Source organism: Pectinatus frisingensis, assembly GCF_014076555.1.
GTDB classification, from domain to species: domain Bacteria; phylum Bacillota; class Negativicutes; order Selenomonadales; family Selenomonadaceae; genus Pectinatus; species Pectinatus frisingensis.
Genome location: NZ_CP045424.1, coordinates 2,541,530 through 2,558,889, shown reverse-complemented (window position 1 = coordinate 2,558,889; position 17,360 = coordinate 2,541,530). Strand labels below are relative to the sequence as shown.

Annotated in this window: 13 protein-coding genes; 11 read left to right on the top strand and 2 right to left on the bottom strand. The window is 39.9% G+C overall.

Annotation, left to right across the window (positions count from 1 at the left end; all coding sequences use genetic code 11):
• Window positions 1-134: 134 nt before the first annotated feature.
• The gene (locus F8M42_RS11990) at window positions 135-2,030 is read left to right on the top strand and encodes a fructose-1,6-bisphosphatase (RefSeq protein WP_182186896.1); all 1,896 of its coding nucleotides are present in this window, start codon (window positions 135-137) and stop codon (window positions 2,028-2,030) included.
• Window positions 2,031-2,053: 23 nt separating this feature from the next.
• On the opposite strand, the gene F8M42_RS11985 is transcribed toward F8M42_RS11990, so the two are convergent.
• On the bottom strand, window positions 2,054-3,412 hold the full coding sequence (locus tag F8M42_RS11985) for an MATE family efflux transporter (RefSeq protein ID WP_182186894.1): 1,359 nt from the start codon (window positions 3,410-3,412) through the stop codon (window positions 2,054-2,056).
• Between the two features lie 426 nt (window positions 3,413-3,838).
• Here F8M42_RS11985 and F8M42_RS11980 point away from each other — a divergent pair, with 426 nt between their 5' ends.
• The 7 genes from F8M42_RS11980 to F8M42_RS11950 all read left to right on the top strand — a co-directional run bounded on the left by F8M42_RS11980 (window position 3,839) and on the right by F8M42_RS11950 (window position 8,172).
• Window positions 3,839-4,048, top strand: coding sequence for a cold-shock protein (locus F8M42_RS11980; protein ID WP_182186892.1), 210 nt, complete (start codon window positions 3,839-3,841; stop codon window positions 4,046-4,048).
• A 293-nt stretch (window positions 4,049-4,341) separates the two neighbouring features.
• Complete coding sequence (locus tag F8M42_RS11975) at window positions 4,342-5,130, top strand: MBL fold metallo-hydrolase (protein WP_182186890.1); 789 nt, start codon at window positions 4,342-4,344, stop codon at window positions 5,128-5,130.
• Between the two features lie 49 nt (window positions 5,131-5,179).
• A complete protein-coding gene (locus tag F8M42_RS11970; RefSeq protein ID WP_182186888.1) occupies window positions 5,180-6,307 on the top strand; it encodes a S1C family serine protease in 1,128 nt (375 codons plus the stop codon).
• Entirely contained in the window at window positions 6,304-6,783 is a 480-nt protein-coding gene (rlmH, locus tag F8M42_RS11965) for a 23S rRNA (pseudouridine(1915)-N(3))-methyltransferase RlmH (RefSeq protein ID WP_182186886.1), read from the top strand. The genes F8M42_RS11970 and rlmH overlap by 4 nt, the downstream gene beginning before the upstream one ends.
• A 192-nt stretch (window positions 6,784-6,975) precedes the next feature.
• Window positions 6,976-7,176: a hypothetical protein gene (locus F8M42_RS11960; protein ID WP_182186884.1), complete on the top strand. Its 201-nt coding sequence runs from the start codon at window positions 6,976-6,978 to the stop codon at window positions 7,174-7,176.
• A complete protein-coding gene (tadA, locus tag F8M42_RS11955; RefSeq protein WP_229711348.1) occupies window positions 7,160-7,633 on the top strand; it encodes a tRNA adenosine(34) deaminase TadA in 474 nt (157 codons plus the stop codon). Before F8M42_RS11960 ends, tadA begins: the two co-directional genes overlap by 17 nt.
• Before the next feature lie 116 nt (window positions 7,634-7,749).
• A complete protein-coding gene (locus F8M42_RS11950; RefSeq protein ID WP_182186883.1) occupies window positions 7,750-8,172 on the top strand; it encodes a universal stress protein in 423 nt (140 codons plus the stop codon).
• 87 nt (window positions 8,173-8,259) lie between these two features.
• Here F8M42_RS11950 and F8M42_RS11945 read toward each other — a convergent pair whose 3' ends face one another.
• Complete coding sequence (locus tag F8M42_RS11945; protein ID WP_182186881.1) at window positions 8,260-12,141, bottom strand: phosphoribosylformylglycinamidine synthase; 3,882 nt, start codon at window positions 12,139-12,141, stop codon at window positions 8,260-8,262.
• A 297-nt stretch (window positions 12,142-12,438) separates the two neighbouring features.
• Here F8M42_RS11945 and fumC point away from each other — a divergent pair, with 297 nt between their 5' ends.
• From fumC to F8M42_RS11930, 3 genes are all read left to right on the top strand, one after another.
• Complete coding sequence (fumC, locus tag F8M42_RS11940; RefSeq protein WP_182186879.1) at window positions 12,439-13,827, top strand: class II fumarate hydratase; 1,389 nt, start codon at window positions 12,439-12,441, stop codon at window positions 13,825-13,827.
• 343 nt (window positions 13,828-14,170) lie between these two features.
• Window positions 14,171-15,502 carry a cation:dicarboxylate symporter family transporter gene (locus tag F8M42_RS11935; RefSeq protein ID WP_182186877.1) on the top strand — a complete coding sequence of 444 codons (1,332 nt, stop codon included), beginning with the start codon at window positions 14,171-14,173 and terminating at the stop codon, window positions 15,500-15,502.
• A gap of 222 nt (window positions 15,503-15,724) precedes the next feature.
• Window positions 15,725-17,284, top strand: a complete 1,560-nt coding sequence (locus tag F8M42_RS11930) for a sigma 54-interacting transcriptional regulator (RefSeq protein WP_229711565.1) — start codon at window positions 15,725-15,727, stop codon at window positions 17,282-17,284.
• The last annotated feature ends 76 nt before the right edge of the window (window positions 17,285-17,360 follow it).

Here is a 17,360-nt window from a genome sequence, read left to right as displayed (position 1 = left end):
ATATTGTAAAAAATATGATATATAATATCAATATATATCTTTAATATTTACATCAGTGCTGGAAAATGATATGTTTAATAAGAAAGGTTTTAGACTGCTTTTATTGTAATAGAAAACTGAATAGGAGAATAAGCATGAATGATCAAGATCAAAAGTACAAATATCTCAAACTATTGGCAGAAAAATATCCTACACGTCAATCGGTCTATGCGGAACTTATTCATTTAAACGGGGTACTAAGCCTGCCAAAACCTACAGAACATTTTATGAGTGATTTGCATGGTGAATATGAATCTTTTTTTCACATTCTTAATAATTGCTCAGGAGTAATTAAGGAAAAAGTTGAAAAAGTGTTCGCTGAAAAAATGAATGAAGAAGAAATGGCTGATTTTTGCACACTTATTTATTATCCTAAAGAAAAATTGGCAGCGATGAAAAAAAATAAACAGCTTTCTCCTGAATACTATAAAAAGACTATTTTGAATCTTCTCGATTTAGCCAAATTTATGTCACACAAATACCAGCCAAGGGAAATTAATACAGCCATCCCACAAGGCTATGGATACATAATTGATGAATTACTGCGCGGCCGGCCTGATGCTGATTATGTACCGAGGATATATCGGCAGAAAATGCTCGATACCCTTATAAGCATCGGCAGCGGCAACGATTTTATTTTCGCGTTTACAGTATTGATTAAAAGACTAGCTGTTGCCAGGCTTCACATAGTTGGAGATTTCTTTGATCGTGGTAAGCGCCCGGATGCCATTTTAGATATGTTGATGAAACACTATAGTGTGGACATCCAATGGGGCAATCATGATGTGCTGTGGATGGGAGCAGCATGCGGCAGTGAGACTTGCATAGCCGAAGTTGTGCGAATAACCCTGAGATATAATAATGTTGATGTCTTAGAAAGAGGTTATGCAATAAGTGTGCGTCCGTTATTTCTATTTGCGGCAAGACTTTATCCTGATGATAATCCTAACGATGCGGCGCAAAAGGCAATAGCCATTATTTTATTCAAGGAAGAATACCGGTTAATTAAACGTAATCCGGAGTTTGGTATGGAATCGAGAATATTACTTGATAAAATAGACTATAAGAATAAATACTTTGTTTTGAATGGTAAAAAGTATGAACTCAGTATTAAAGATTTTCCGACTATCGATCCGCAGGACCCGTTTGCCCTGACTGAAGATGAATGTGCTATAATTAAAAATCTGCGTTCATCTTTTATAGAAAGTTCGCAGTTACGGCGTCATATACAATTCCTTTATCAAAAAGGGAGTCTTTATAAATGTTATAATGGTAATTTACTATTTCATGGCTGTGTTCCGGTCGATAAGGAAGGCAGATTGAAAACAATTCGCCTGGATGGAAAAAATTACAGTGGGCGTGCATATCTTGACTGTGTAGACCAAAAAATACGTCAAGCGTACTTTGGGGAAAGAAACCAGGCAGCAACAGACTTTATGTGGTATTTGTGGTGTGGTATAAATTCACCTGTATCAGGACGAAGAATGAAGATCTTTGAACGGACATTTACTTTGGATAAGGCGCTTTGGGAAGAAGAATCAAATGCCTATTTTTATTATTATGACAAAGAATGGTTCTGTCGACAGATATTAGAAGAATTTGGTCTTGATGCGAAACATGGACATATAATAAACGGACATGTACCTATTAAGGTGAAAGACGGTGAAAGTCCGATTAAGGCAAATGGCAAGGCCATAGTAATCGACGGGGGATTTTGTCAGGCTTATCATAAGAAGACAGGAATCGCGGGATTTACACTGGTATCCAATTCACGTGGGCTAAGACTGATAGAACATCGTAACTTCACTAATGTAAAAGCGGCAATAATGGATAATGAAGATATTGAATCAGTTTCCAAATCAATTGAAGTGCAAAGTTATCAAACGACAATCGCCGATACTGACGAGGGTGAAAAGATACAAGAACAGATAAATGATCTGTATCATCTGATGCTGCTATACAAAAATGGTATATTAAAACCGGTAAAATGAATAAATAGTTCTTTAGAAGTCCGTTATTCAAAATTTTTCTGCAGAAAGTTTTTTTCTACTATTCTTAGACGAAGCATTAGCAAAATAGCTCCGCTGAGCAAACCGGCGATGAGTCCGACCCAGTAACCATAAGGTCCCATATTAAAGAAAGTGGATAGTATCCAACCGAACGGCAGGCCAATCAGCCAATATGAAAGGACAGCAAGATAAAATGTGATTTTAACATCCTTATAGCCCCGCAAAGTCCCTTGCAAAGGGGCATTTATACCATCGGTAAGCTGCATACAGACGGCATAAACGAGAAAAGATATCAATAGACTCTTTACAGCGGGATCATTGGTGTATAATGAAGCTATTTCCATGCGGAAGTTCACTAAGACAGAAGCTAAAGTCGCGGCAAAAGTCAAGGAAAGTATTCGTCCCAGTCTGCTGTACCTTTTAGCGTCAGGGAAACGACCTGCGCCTAATTCATAGCCAACCAGTATGGTCAGAGCCATACTGATACTCAAAGGTATCATATATACCATCGTAGTGAAGTTGATTGCCGACTGATGGGCAGCGATAACAACGGTGCCATAAGTAGTCATTAAAAGACCGACGGCACCAAAGATGCTTTGTTCACAAAAAATAGTGCTGCCGATAGGAATACCGATTGATAATTGGTGATGCCACTCCTTCAATGATGGAGTGGGGAGCTTGCGAAATATGTGATAACCTTTAAAGGGAGATATACAGGTAACTACGATTATATTAAATAGTAAATTTAAATAATAAGTGATGGCAGTGCCGACACCAGCACCAATGCCGCCCAGTGCGGGTAAACCACCGATACCGAAAATGAAAAGATAATTGAGAAATATATTTATAGGGACAGTGCATATGGTGATGCACATGGTTAATCTGGTGAATCCCAGAGCATCTATAAAATTTCGCAGTACAGCGCCTATGAATATAGGACAGACACCAAAGGCAATGATTGCTAAAAAATGAGTAAAAACATAGTTGACGCGCGGTTCCAATCCAAGCAGCGGGGCAAGTGGCTTTACCAGCAACAGACCTAAGATAATGAACAATATCGCTAACCCGAAAGACCAATAGATTCCCTGCTGTACAACAAAACGTATTTTTTCATGCTGACCTGCGCCGTATAAGTAAGCAATAGTCGGTGTCAGGCCGGAAATAATTCCTAAACTACTGTTGAAAAAAGGAAAGAACAAATTAGTGGCGATAGCTACACCGGCTAATTCACGTTCGCCTGCATGCCCGGACATTATAGTATCAAAAAAACCGATAGAAACTATGGAGAGCTGTGTTATAAAAATAGGCAGCAATACAGCAAAAAACTGCAGGGCCTTTTGCTGATACGAATATGTTTGTTTCATATTACCTCCGTAAATCTTTAGACAAAATAAGAGCTGCGATTTGCAGCTCTTATTTCGATGATAACATATAGGAAGGTTTTTGGCAACACAGGATGATTTGTAATAACTGTAATATTGAACGTTTGCATAATTGTTTGCGTAATTAAGGTGCAGCAGTCGTTGGAATTTAATGAGAATAAAAAATACAATATACAATATATTTCAATAATTATGTAAAATATTGATTAAAACTTATATTAATAAGTAAATATTTATTTGACAATTTGATTACTGCATGATATAGTAAGACTGTATTCAGAGATTGGCAACGGACTCACATGCTCTTGTAAGTCATTGATTGGTTAATTCGATGTTTTACAAGAGCATGTGCTTTTTGTTTGGTTCTATTGAATATATAATATTTTTATTCTCAGGAGGACTCATATAATGACAGGAACAGTTAAATGGTTTAACGCTGGTAAAGGCTATGGTTTCATTACTAATGATGATGGAAGTGGCGATTTATTCGTACATTTCTCTGCTATCAAAGCTGATGGCTACAAAACCCTTGAAGAAGGCCAGAAAGTAACTTTCGATGCTGAACCAGATAGCCGCGACAGCAGCAAAATGCGTGCTGTTAATGTTTGCGTTGCCTAATTAATCATATAGGAATACAAATTTAGCGATACCGCTTGGCAATTTTGTCAAGCGGTATTTTCGTGTGCAAATTTATAGTGTATTGTCATATTTTTGTCATAATTTATTGATATGATTTGTTGCATCAAGATAGATGTCTTGATATATCGGAGAAGAATTCCTGTCATCTTTAATTGCCGCGGCTGCTTTTTTAATGTTATAATTAAAATCATTGGAGTTCAGGAATTGCTTTTAAGCTTTGCTGATCTCTTTGAAATATAATCAATTATAATAAAGAATGTGGGGCTTAAATTGTGCACGTTTCTGTTTTAGCCAGCGGCAGTAAGGGTAATTCAATTTTTGTAGAAATAAATAATACACTTATATTGGTGGATGCGGGAATCAGTGCCCGTCGTATAACTAATTCACTTAGCGATATCGGCGTAGATATCCGCGATATTGAGGGGATTGTAGTCACTCACGAACATCGTGACCATGTGAGTGGGTTGGTGACATTGTGTAAAAAGTATGGTTTGCCTGTTTATTCCAGATTAGCTACTTTTAAATCGATGTATTGTATTGATAAGCTACCATTGGAATGTCTGCATCCGATAAAGGAAAAATTTGCTATTGGTAATCTTGTTGTGGAGGCTTTTAATATCTCGCATGATGCTGCAGATCCGGTAGGTTACAGTATAAAAGGGCGACAGCAAAAATGCACAGTGGCAACTGATTTGGGATTTGTCACAAGTAATGTTCAGGAAGCTATCGACAACTCGGATGTACTTGTATTAGAAGCCAACCACGATATTGATATGCTGAAAAACGGTGATTATCCGCTGGCATTAAAGCGGCGCATAATGGGGAAACAAGGGCATCTTTCTAATAGTGATGCCGCGTGGGCTTTGGTAAGAATGAAAAAACAGCATTCATATGTTTTTTTGGCTCATATGAGCGAAGAAAACAATCGACCGGATATTGCTAAAAAAACGATAACTGATATCATGTGGCAGCAGGGGATTAAGCTAGGAGAAGATATAGATATCAAAATGGCTAAGCAGGACGAAATAGTTACGATGTCGGCAGACAAAAAATCATCTTGAGTTTGAAAATAAATATTGTTTACGGTCAGTAATGAAAGGATGATGTTATATGATAAAAAATCCGAAATACAAATCTTATTTGTCACATGGGGTTTCTTTTTTGGCAGGCATACTGGTTGTTGCTATTGTTTTATTGGCTGGTTGTTCACTGGGAACGGCAAAAAATGGCAGTCCATCATCATCCGGTACAGCTTCACAGATGGCTCAAACAGCATCAGGACCTGTTTCTGATGCCAGAAACACACCTATTGTCCGTGCCGCTAAGGCTGTGGGACCAGCGGTAGTAGGTATAACCAATAAGGCTGTGGCACGTGATTGGTTTAATAATCAGGTAGAAGTCAGCCAAGGCGTTGGGTCCGGTGTAATTTTTAAAAGTGATGGATATATAGTTACCAACAATCATGTTATTGATGGAGCTAAGGAAATCACCGTATCACTTTCTGACGGTCGTACTTTGCCGGGGAAATTAGTGGGAGCGGATCCTGTAACAGATATTGCTGTGGTAAAAGTGGATGCCAAAGATCTGCCTACAGCTAAATTTGGTAATTCAGACGATATAATGGTAGGCGAACCGGCTATTGCCATAGGGAATCCGATGGGGCTGGAATTTCAGGGCAGTGTTACCGCTGGCGTGATAAGTGCTTTGAATAGAACATTGGATATTGGTGAGGGACGAGTAAAGCTTCTACAAACTGATGCGGCCATTAATCCGGGCAACTCAGGTGGTGCGCTGGTAAATGCTGACGGGTTGGTAATTGGTATAAATAGTGCTAAACTTGCGGCTAATGGAGTGGAAGGAATGGGATTTGCCATTCCTATAAATACCGTCAGCTCAATTGTAGATCAAATAATAGCAAATGGGCATGTATCTCGTCCTTATCTCGGTGTAGGAGTTTTTGATAAGGAAACGGCAGCTAAGAATGGCTATTTGCTGAATATCGATAAAGGGGTATATGTAGCCCAAGTGGCGGCAGATGGACCGGCGGCTGCGGCAGGCATTCAGCGTGGCGATATCATTGAACAAATTGATAATAAGGCAATTAATACAGTCAGTGATTTACGCGATGCCATAGCAGCACATAAAATCTCTGATAATGTCTCAATTGTATTATTGAGAAATGGCGGTGAAATGACAGTAACAGCACAGCTGAAAGAAATGCCGGCAAATAATCAATGAAGATAACGATAATTAGCGCGGGAAAGATAAAAGAAAGTTATCTGCGCGCAGGGATTGCTGAGTTTACAAAACGTCTTCATCCGTTTACACAGTTGGATATAGTGGAAATCAGTGAAGAGAAAATGCCAGAGACTCCTTCATTAGCCGAAAAGAAGAAGATTCTTACCATTGAGGGGCAGAGATTATTGAAACAAGTTCCGGCAAATAACTTTTTGTTTGTGCTTGATGTTTATGGCAGACAGTTCTCGTCTGAGGAGCTGGCAGAGAAGATACGGACTGTGACACTTGAGGGACAAAGCAATCTGGCTTTCGTAATTGGCGGAGCTTTTGGTTTATCTGATGAATTACGGGGAAAGGCCGACATTTGCATTAGTTTTTCCAGGATGACTTTTACACATCAGATGGTGAAACTGTTGCTGATTGAACAAATATACAGGGCATTTAAAATAAATCGCGGAGAAAAATACCACTGGTAATATTACCGGTGGTATTTTATTCATGGATATAAAAAAAACAACGGATAAAAATTTTTTATTAAATCGTCAGAGAACTTTAGTTGTGCATATATAATGCCGATATAATATATAGGAGCGATATAAACACTTAGACATTAGTCAGCAGTGGGAAAAACTGAACGTCATGATTTATTGGAAAAAGGAGGGCTTTTTATGGTACCGCGTATTGAAAAAATTACTGGAACCAGTAAGATAACAATGAATTATTGGAATGGTAAATCATTTGTAAATGATAGAGATTTGAGAAAAAATAAAAAAAAGAAGCCGCTCTCTTTCAAAAAAATTTTACATGACGCCAGTAACCAACAAGAAGATATGCCATATAAGGTGGAGTTGAATGATAGGGAAACCTGATGCGGAAATGATGCTGCGGGCATTGGAATGTGCACGTTTGGCTTTTTCAGCGGATGAAGTACCGGTAGGTGCTGTCATTGCGGACAAAAAAGGGAATGTGGTTGCGACAGGCTACAATATGCAGGAACATTCACGGGACGCCACGGCGCATGCCGAAATTTTAGTGATAAGAAAAGCTTGTAAAGTGCTGGACCGCCGCAGACTCAATGATATGACGCTCTATGTTACATTGGAACCATGTCCTATGTGTGCTGGTGCAATATTGCTGAGCAATATTGGGCGATTGGTCTATGGGGCTGCCGATTCACGGCTAGGGGCGGTCGATTCATTATTTGCATTGTTGACACATCCTGCTTTAAATCATGATATTGAGATAAGGGCAGGTGTGAGAGAAGATGAATGCCGCAGCATCCTTCAGCAGTTTTTTGTGAACAAACGCAGCTGGACAGGCAAATAAATATCAGTAATAAAATTTTCCTGCAGCGGCAGGCTCCCGTGGCCAATTATAGACAATCCGTAATAATTATATTATAATTATTTATAGAAGCACAAGAAGAAAATGGAGGAATTCATATGGATGACATAAAAACAATTCTTGTCCCGGTGGATGGTTCCGAGGGTTCAAATAAGGCAGTTGATTTTGCAATTACCTTGGCGCAGGCATATAAAGCCAAATTAGAGTTTCTTTATATTGCAAATATTAATCAGATGGCAATAAATGCATGCTTGTCAGATGCTATTTTGGATGCTGTCACCAAAGCAGGAGATGCTATCTTGGATAAGGCTTTGGCAGAAGTCCCACATGATGTTCCGGCAGAGGCTTTTTCAGAAACAGGCTCTCCCTCAGTAACTATTCTGGAATTTGCTGAAGAAAATAAAAATAATATGATTGTAATGGGCAGCCGTGGCCTCGGTGTCGTAAAGGGTGTTCTTCTAGGCAGTGTCAGTCAATATGTAGTGGAAAATGCCAAATGTCCTGTCGTAATCATAAAATAAAATTATGTGAAAAACTAAAATCCCCCCATCCTGTACTGATGGGGGGATTTTAGTTATACTATGAAATAGTTTGCAATACAGACTTCATTATCTGTAGTAAGCAACACCGGATTCAAATAATAATTGGTTTTTTTCACCGGGAATATTTATTGCCAAATCGTTAGTTATACGTTCAGAGTGGCCCATTTTACCAAAAATGCGTCCGTCAGGGCTGGTGATGCCTTCAATTGCATCGATGGAACCATTAGGATTGTAATTGATATCCATAGAAGCATTGCCTTCATGGTCGACATATTGAGTTGCAATCTGACCTTTTTTGCGTAAACCGCTGATTACCTGCTGAGTGGCAAAGAATCGGCCTTCGCCATGAGAAACAGCCATGGTATGAATATCATCCAATGATGTTTTGGCGAGCCATGGAGAAAGATCAGAAACAACTTTTGTTTGTACTATTCTGGAGACATGACGGCCAATCTGGTTGTAAGTAAGAGTTGGTGAATCAAGATTCAAGTCGCGTATTTCACCGTATGGTAAAAGTCCCAGCTTTATCAGTGCCTGAAAACCATTGCAAATACCGAGCATTAAACCATCACGCTGATACAGCAGTTTATTTATTGCATCGGCAATGCGGGGATTTCTGAAAGTAGCGGCAATGAATTTACCGCTGCCGTCAGGTTCATCTCCACCGGAAAATCCTCCGGGCAGCATCACTATTTGGGCTGTATTGATAGCCTTTTCTATTGCCAGAACAGATTCTTCAACGGCTGTCGGTGTCAGATTTTTTACCACCAGGGTTTGTACTTTGGCTCCTGCTCTAAGGAAAGCAGCCTCAGTATCGTATTCGCAGTTGGTACCGGGGAATACGGGTATAAATACTTGCGGTTTGGCAATAGGAACAGATCGATTGATAATTTTTTTTGCCTTGTATATCATACTTACAGCTTTATTGTAACGTCGGCTGCCGGACAGTGAAATATTAAGGCTGGTATCAGTAAAAAGCTTTTCTGCTTCAAAACCGATGGAATTGTCAAGTACGGGTAAATCATTATCGCGTTTTACAGTCGTTTTTATCTGAGTGGGGAAAATTTTTTCTAATGGCTTTTCGTAAGATTTAGCAATATCATTGATGCTTATTGTTACATTGCCATAGATGACGGTGGGAGTATTGATTATCTGGCCGAGCAAATAAAAACCGGTGCTTTCTAATTCGGTCAGATCAGCATTATTGGCTAATTCGATTATTAAAGTACCGTAAGAACTGCCAAACATTTTGGGAATATCATATGATATATTTTCATTAAATTTAAAACCGAGGTTTTCACCAAGACACATTTTGCTTATAGTAGCGGCGATACCGCCCTTACCTACACTCATTGCTGAAAACAGTTTGTGGTTTTCAGCCAATTTATTAACCGCAGCAAAATTTTTCTTCAGTTTATTAAATATTGGCAGATCGTGTTTGTCGCGTAAGGCAGGTAATACATAAACACGGTTGCCGGCTAGTTTAAATTCAGATGAAACAACTTTATTGGACAGTGTAGGACAAACTGCAAAAGTTAGTAGTGACGGCGGTACATTCATATTCATAAAGGTACCGGACATGGAATCTTTTCCACCGATGGCGGCGGTGCCAAATTCATGCTGGGCACGCAGCGCTCCCAGCAAGGCGGCAAATGGTTTACCCCATTTTGCTGCATCTTTTCCCAAGCTTTCGAAATATTCCTGAAACGTCAATCTGGCAAGCGTATAATCGCCACCCATAGCGGTGATTTTGGCTAAAGCAGCTATGACTGAGTAAACAGCACCATGATAGGGACTCCAGTCCATGAGGTAAGGATCGAAACCGAAAGCCATAAGCGTTGCCGTATCAGTTTTACCGCCGATTACCGGCAGCTTTGCAGCCATACCTTCGGAAGGAGTACGTTGTGTATAGCCGCCGTAAGGCATCAGTAAAGTACCGGCTCCAATAGTAGAATCAAACTGTTCAACAAGACCTTTTTGGTCACAGACATTTATATCTTCGAGATTTCTTAACCAGAGTTTTTCAACAGAATTTTTTCCATAATCAAGAGTGGGCAATTGGGAAAAGTAGGTGTCATATTTATTGGGGGCATTTATCTTGACAGATACATGTTGCTGGATGCCGTTTGTCTGTAAGAATGTTCTGCTGATATTTACAATGTTTTTGCCGCGCCAAACCATTCGCAGCCGATTGTCAGCAGTGATTGCCGCGACGATAGCAGCTTCAAGGTTTTCTTCAGCCGCATAGTCGATAAATTTTTGTGCATCAGCAGCGGTGACTACTACTGCCATTCGTTCCTGTGATTCGGAAATAGCCAGTTCAGTACCGTCAAGACCGTCATATTTTTTCTTTATGTTATCTAATTTTATATATAAGCCGTCGGAAAGTTCTCCGATTGCAACAGCTACGCCGCCGGCACCAAAATCATTACAGCGTTTTATCAGGCGGCTGACTTCCTTTTTGCGGAACAGGCGCTGCAGTTTGCGTTCTGTCGGTGGATTACCTTTTTGTACTTCGGCACCGCAGGTTTCCAATGATTCCAATGTATGTTCTTTAGAAGAACCTGTAGCTCCGCCTATACCGTCACGTCCGGTTCGTCCGCCTACAAGAATTATCTGGTCACCAGGCTGCGGTTCCTGACGCACGACATTTTCTTGTGGTACAGCGGCAATAACGGCACCAACTTCCAATCGTTTGGCAAGAAAACCTTCGTGATAAACTTCGTGTACTTGTCCCGTTGCCAAACCTATTTGATTGCCATAGGAACTATAGCCACTGGCAGCGTCCCGAGTGATTTTTCGCTGTGGCAGCTTGCCTTCGATAGTCTCATCAAGGCTGCGCCGCGGATCGGCGGCACCGGTTACACGCATTGCCTGATAGACATAGGCACGTCCCGACAGCGGATCGCGGATTGCACCGCCAAGGCAGGTAGCGGCACCGCCAAAAGGCTCAATTTCCGTGGGGTGATTGTGGGTCTCGTTTTTAAACATGACCAACCAGTTTTCCTTTTTACCGTCGATTACTGCTGGGACGACGATACTACAGGCATTGATTTCTTCTGACACGTCAAGGTCACCAAGTTTACCCATCTGCCTGAGCTTTTTCATACCAATCACAGCCAGATCCATCAAAGTCACAGGATGGTTTTCCCTGTGTAAATCAGTGCGATCATGAAGGTATAGATTATATGAATCCTTTATATCGGCGGTATATTCATCATCTTCAATAGTGACTGAGTCAATTGCTGTAGTGAACGTAGTATGACGGCAATGATCAGACCAATATGTATCGATAACACGTATTTCAGTTATAGTCGGATCACGCTGTTCTTGTTCAGTAAAATACTTGCGGCAAAACAAAAAATCTTCATAACTCATTGCTAAACCTAATTTGTCATGAAGGGTATTTATTGTTTCATTTGACATTGCGGAAAAACCAGTGATGATCTGCACATCGGCAGGATTTTGTACAGTCATGGACAGTGTTTGCGGTTTTTCCATAGAAGCTTCACGGCATTCTACTTCATTTATGCAGTATTTTTTTATTTCATAAAAAGTCTCATCATCGACATTACCGACCAGGGCAATAATTTTAGCCGTACGGACAAGCGGACGTTCTTTTTGGGTGATGAGCTGCACACATTGTGCGGCTGAATCAGCAGTCTGGTCAAATTGGCCGGGGAGAAATTCCATAGCGAACATACGTGTGTTTTTCATGGATGGCAGATTTTCATCATAGATTACATCGACAGGGGGATCAGCGAAAACAACATTTTTGGCTTTGCTAAATTCTTCGTCAGTCATTCCTTCTATATCATACCGACGAAAAATACGGACAAATCTCAAATCTGTCACGGTAAACATACTTTTTAAATCGGCACAAAGTTTTTGCGCCGGAGTATCGAAAAATCCGGGACGCTTTTCCACATAAATTCTCTTAACTGACATTATCCAGCCTCCATATTGAAATAACTCAATAAATATTGATAGCAGTGTAACAAAAATATAATAATACATTAATATTTTACATTAGAAATAAAGCATTGTCTATCAGCTGTGTGGGATTAATTGCGGCAATGGCCTGATTTGGAATAAAAAACTCTTTTTTGCAGTAAAATATCTAAATTAAATGAAAATCATTTTCAAAATATGCAGGGAGTTTTTCGGTTGACGTAGAATAAAAAAGATAGTTCATTTTAGAACATAGTAATATGTAATTTAAGATAGATAGTAGGAGGGATTTTGATGCAGTATCGTGTTGAAAAGGATTCTATTGGAGAAATAAAAGTTCCGGCTGATAAATTATGGGGTGCACAGACACAGCGTAGTTACCAGAATTTTAAAATAGGTACGGAAAAAATACCTATAGAGCTGGTGCGGGTATTTTCCCGGTTAAAAAAGGCAGCTGCCAGGGTGAACCTGGACTTAAAACTGATTGACAAAGAAAGAGCCGAAGCTATTATGACAGCCTGCGATGAAGTTCATGCCGGTAAGCTGGATGATAATTTCCCGCTTGCAGTCTGGCAGACAGGCAGTGGGACACAGTTCAACATGAATGTGAATGAAGTTTTAGCACATCGGGCTATGCAGATTTTGCAGGAACAAGGCAAAACTATTAAGGTTCATCCCAATGACCATGTGAATCATTCGCAAAGCTCCAACGATATTTTTCCCACAGCTTTGCATGTTGTCACTTTGATGCTGATAAAAAAACATTTACTGCCGATAATGGATGATTTTATTGCTGCTTTAGATGAAAAATCAAATGAATTCAAAGATATTATTAAAATAGGACGTACACATTTAATGGATGCTACGCCATTGACATTGGGGCAGGAAATAAGCGGCTGGAGTGGCATAGTGAAACGTGACCGCGAAATATTGGATCGGTCACTTGAATATGTTCATTATTTGGCAATGGGAGGAACGGCTGTCGGTACTGGCATAAATACTCATCCTGAATTTGCAGTGAGAGTGGCTAAGGAAATAAGCAATCTTACTGGTGAAAATTTTGAAACGGCACCCAATAAATTTCAGGCATTGTCAAGTAAATCAGAACTGGCATCAGTTCATGGAATTTTGAAAGCTTTGGCAGCCGATTTGATGAAGATTGCCAATGATGTGCGCTGGCTGGCCAGCGGACCACGCTGCGGCATTGGTGAAATAACCATACCGGCAAATGAACCGGGCAGCTCGATAATGCCTTCAAAAGTAAATCCTACCCAGGCTGAAGCAATGACTATGGTTGCGGTACAGATTATGGGAAATGATACAACAATCGGATTTGCTGCCAGCCAGGGCAATTTTCAACTCAATGTATTTATGCCGGTCATTGCTTATAATATGATTCAAAGCATTCGTTTACTGGGAGACGCGATTAAATCATTCAATCATAAATGTGTCACGGGTATACAGCCCAATTTACCAAGAATTAAGGAACATTTGAATCAGTCACTGATTTTAGTAACAGGACTGGTGCCATTGATTGGTTATGATAAAGCAGCTGAAATCGGTAAAAAAGCTGCTAAGGAAAACACAACTCTCAAGCAGGCTGCATTGGCGCTGGGGTATGTTTCAGAAAAGGACTACGATTTTTATATAGATCCACAGCGGCTGATAAAACCGGAAGCCTGATCATAAAGCCCATATTATTATAGATTAAACTAAAAAACTGTCGCATGTAGCATTTGGCAGTAAATATGCAGCATAGTAAATTAATCGGCCTGTTAGAAGTCTGATTGTGGTTTTAACAGCGATGTTTGTAGAGCTTGCATGTTTATTTGACCTGGTACTATATGCGGCAGTATTTTTATATATAAATTATTGATAATATAGTATGTTTTTTCTGTTAGGTTAGTATAGCAGTAATAATTATTGATTATTTACGGAACTTATGATAAAGTATAGCTATTGTAATTAATACTTATTAAGTAAGGATTTAGATTATATAAAGTGACAACAGGGAGGAAAGGGCATAATGGTATTATTTAATTTATTGGTCATTGTTTTAATATTTGCCTTTTTGTTTTATTTAGAACGAAAGGGTGTTTCATTTGGCAAGCGGATATTATTTGCGCTGGTTATCGGTATTATAATAGGAGCAGTTTATCAAGGCTCATATGGAATTGACTCTCCGGTAGTCAAAGGAACATTGAGCTGGCTCAATATTGTTGGCACAGGTTATATAAGAATGCTGATGCTGATTGTCATTCCACTGGTATTGGTATCAATAACATCGTCTATTTTGCAGATAAAAGATATGAAGACTTTTCGCACTACGGGTATATTGATCATCGGCATACTTTTGTTTACCACGGTCATAGCAGCATCAGTAGGAGCAGCTTCAGCCTTGGGATATCATCTGTCGGCAGTGGGAATGCCGGCCGGTGACAGTGAAATAATCGCGGGACAGAATATTGAAACTAAATTGGATACATTTCAGAAAAAATCAGTTCAAGAACAGCTTATCGAGATAATTCCGACAAATGTGTTCTATGCTTTTACCGGTCAGCACAGTGCTGACACATTATCAGTGGTATTTATTGCCATACTCATCGGCATCAGTATTTTAAAGATAAGACAATATAAACCGGAAACGGCTGAGTTTCTGGAAAAAATAATATTGGCGTCGCAGGATATCATAATGGAGATCGTTGACCTGATACTGCGTATTACACCATATGGTATCTTGTCATTAATCGTAAAGTTTATCGCGACTAGTGATATCAGCAGTATACTAAAGCTGGTGTCATTTGTGGCAGCATCGTACACGGCGATAATAGTGATGTTCGTCATTCATTTGCTGCTGCTGGCATTGGTCAGATATAATCCGCTGCATTACATTAATGAAGCTTTTCCAGTCCTTTCTTTTGCATTTATGTCAAGGACAAGTGCAGGGACACTGCCGCTGACAGTAAGTGCATTAGAAAGTAAGATGGGAGTATCGAAGGGGATTGCCAATCTTGCTGCATCATTTGGCATCAGCATAGGACAAAACGGTTGTGCCGGTGTATATCCGGCAATGCTGGCAGTTATGATTGCGCCAACAGTGGGAATAGATCCGTTTACCCTGCCTTTTTTGTTGAAACTTGTATTTGTGACAGCGCTCGGTTCACTCGGGATAGCCGGCGTTGGTGGTGGAGCCACATTTGCTGCATTAGTGGTTTTATCGACAATGGGGCTGCCGGTAGGATTGGTAGGACTTTTGATCGCTGTGGAACCACTGATTGATATGGGACGCACGGCATTAAATGTAAGTGATGCCATGGTCACGGCTGTTATAACAGAAAAATTGACGACAAAAGTATAAATGAAAATAAAAAACTGCCGCAGCCGATTATATTTGTTATCGGCTGCGGCAGTTTTTTGTCGCAAAGCACTCACGAAAACAAATTTGGCCGGATGTAAAAAATAGTAAAGATGAAAATGATATTAAAGTATTTTTACGGCACCATTGATAAATATTTTATAATGTGCGATTATTAATAAATAAAAATTAATAAAAAATGGTATGATTTATTGGCAAACTGAGGTGGAAACATTGAAAATACAGATTGAAAATCAGGACAGGCATGGCCTTGTGTATGATATATCACGCATTATGTTGAAATACCATGTCAATATTATTTCGATGGAAGTCATAAAGAATATTACTTATCTGGAACTGCCGGCGCTGCCGTTGATGAAAGAGAATGCGATTGTGGCCGATATCGGCAGACTGCCTGACATAACAGATATAAAACAGATAGCAATAATGCCGCGCAATAAACAATACCAGCAAATGAAAACGGTTTTTGATACTATTAGTGAGGGAGTTATAGCCACTGATAAATCAGGATTAATTACTTATATAAATCGAGCTGCCGCGAAGATGCTCCAGTTAAACAACACGGATAGTATTGGCGGCAATATTGATACGGTATTGCCGTTTCATTCACTGCTGAAAAAATCACTAACCTCCGGTCAGATTATTTCGCATCATGAGGTTTTTATTCCGGAGCGCAATGTTCATTATATGGTCAGCAGCCAACCGATTTTTGATGAAACACAGTCAGTTTCGGGCTGTATTGCCTTAGTACGCAGTATAGAAGCTGTACGTAAGATCTATCAAAAGCTGACAGAACAGCCAGCCGCAAATTTTACTGATATTTTGTACAGCAGTGAAATAATGGATACGCTGGTGAAAAATGCCAGACACTATGCTAATAGTTCCTCAACTATTTTGCTGCGCGGTGAAACAGGCTGCGGTAAGGAATTGTTTGCCCGCGCCATACATAATGCGTCACTGCGGCATAATAATATTTTTTTGGCGATAAATTGTACGGCTATTCCGGAGACATTACTGGAAAGTGAATTGTTTGGCTATGAAGAAGGCAGCTTTACCGGAGCGCATAAGGGCGGTAAACTGGGATTGTTTGAACTGGCTGACGGCGGGACATTGTTTCTTGATGAAATCGGTGATATTTCATTCGCACTTCAGGCTAAATTGCTGCGGGTTTTGCAGGAACATGCAGTGCGACGTGTCGGGGCAGTGAGCGAAATACCGATAGATGTGCGTATAATAGCTGCAACTAACCGGGATCTTGAATACATGATGCAGACTAACTGTTTCCGCAGTGACTTATATTATCGTCTTAATGTAATTCCACTGAATCTGCCGGCACTGCGCGAACACCCTGAGGACATAGAAATTCTGGCTAAACATCTCATGAAGGTTGCGGCACAGCACATAAATCCTGATATTGAGACGATTAATGTCCAGGCACTTCAGAAACTGAGACACTATGATTTCCCAGGAAATGTCCGTGAATTGGGTAATATTATTGAAAGAGCAGTAAATATTGCCACAACAAATGAGATAATGCCGGATGATATAGTTTTTGATACTGGCAGGGCAATACCTGTAAATAAGTTGCCGACAGAGATTTTACCGGAAAATCTTGACGAGGCTGTTGCTCAGGCTGAGCGTAATATTCTTGCAAGAGCAATGAAAAAATACAAAACCTCGCGGAAATTGGGGATGGCCTTAGGAGTTTCACATACCAGTATATTGCGCAAAATGAAAAAGTACGGATTGTCTTTTGGCCGGTAATAAATAAAAAGACGGGGTTGCTGCACAAACCATTTTCATTCATAAATACGCAGTATGCCGCTTTTTTGTCCGCTTT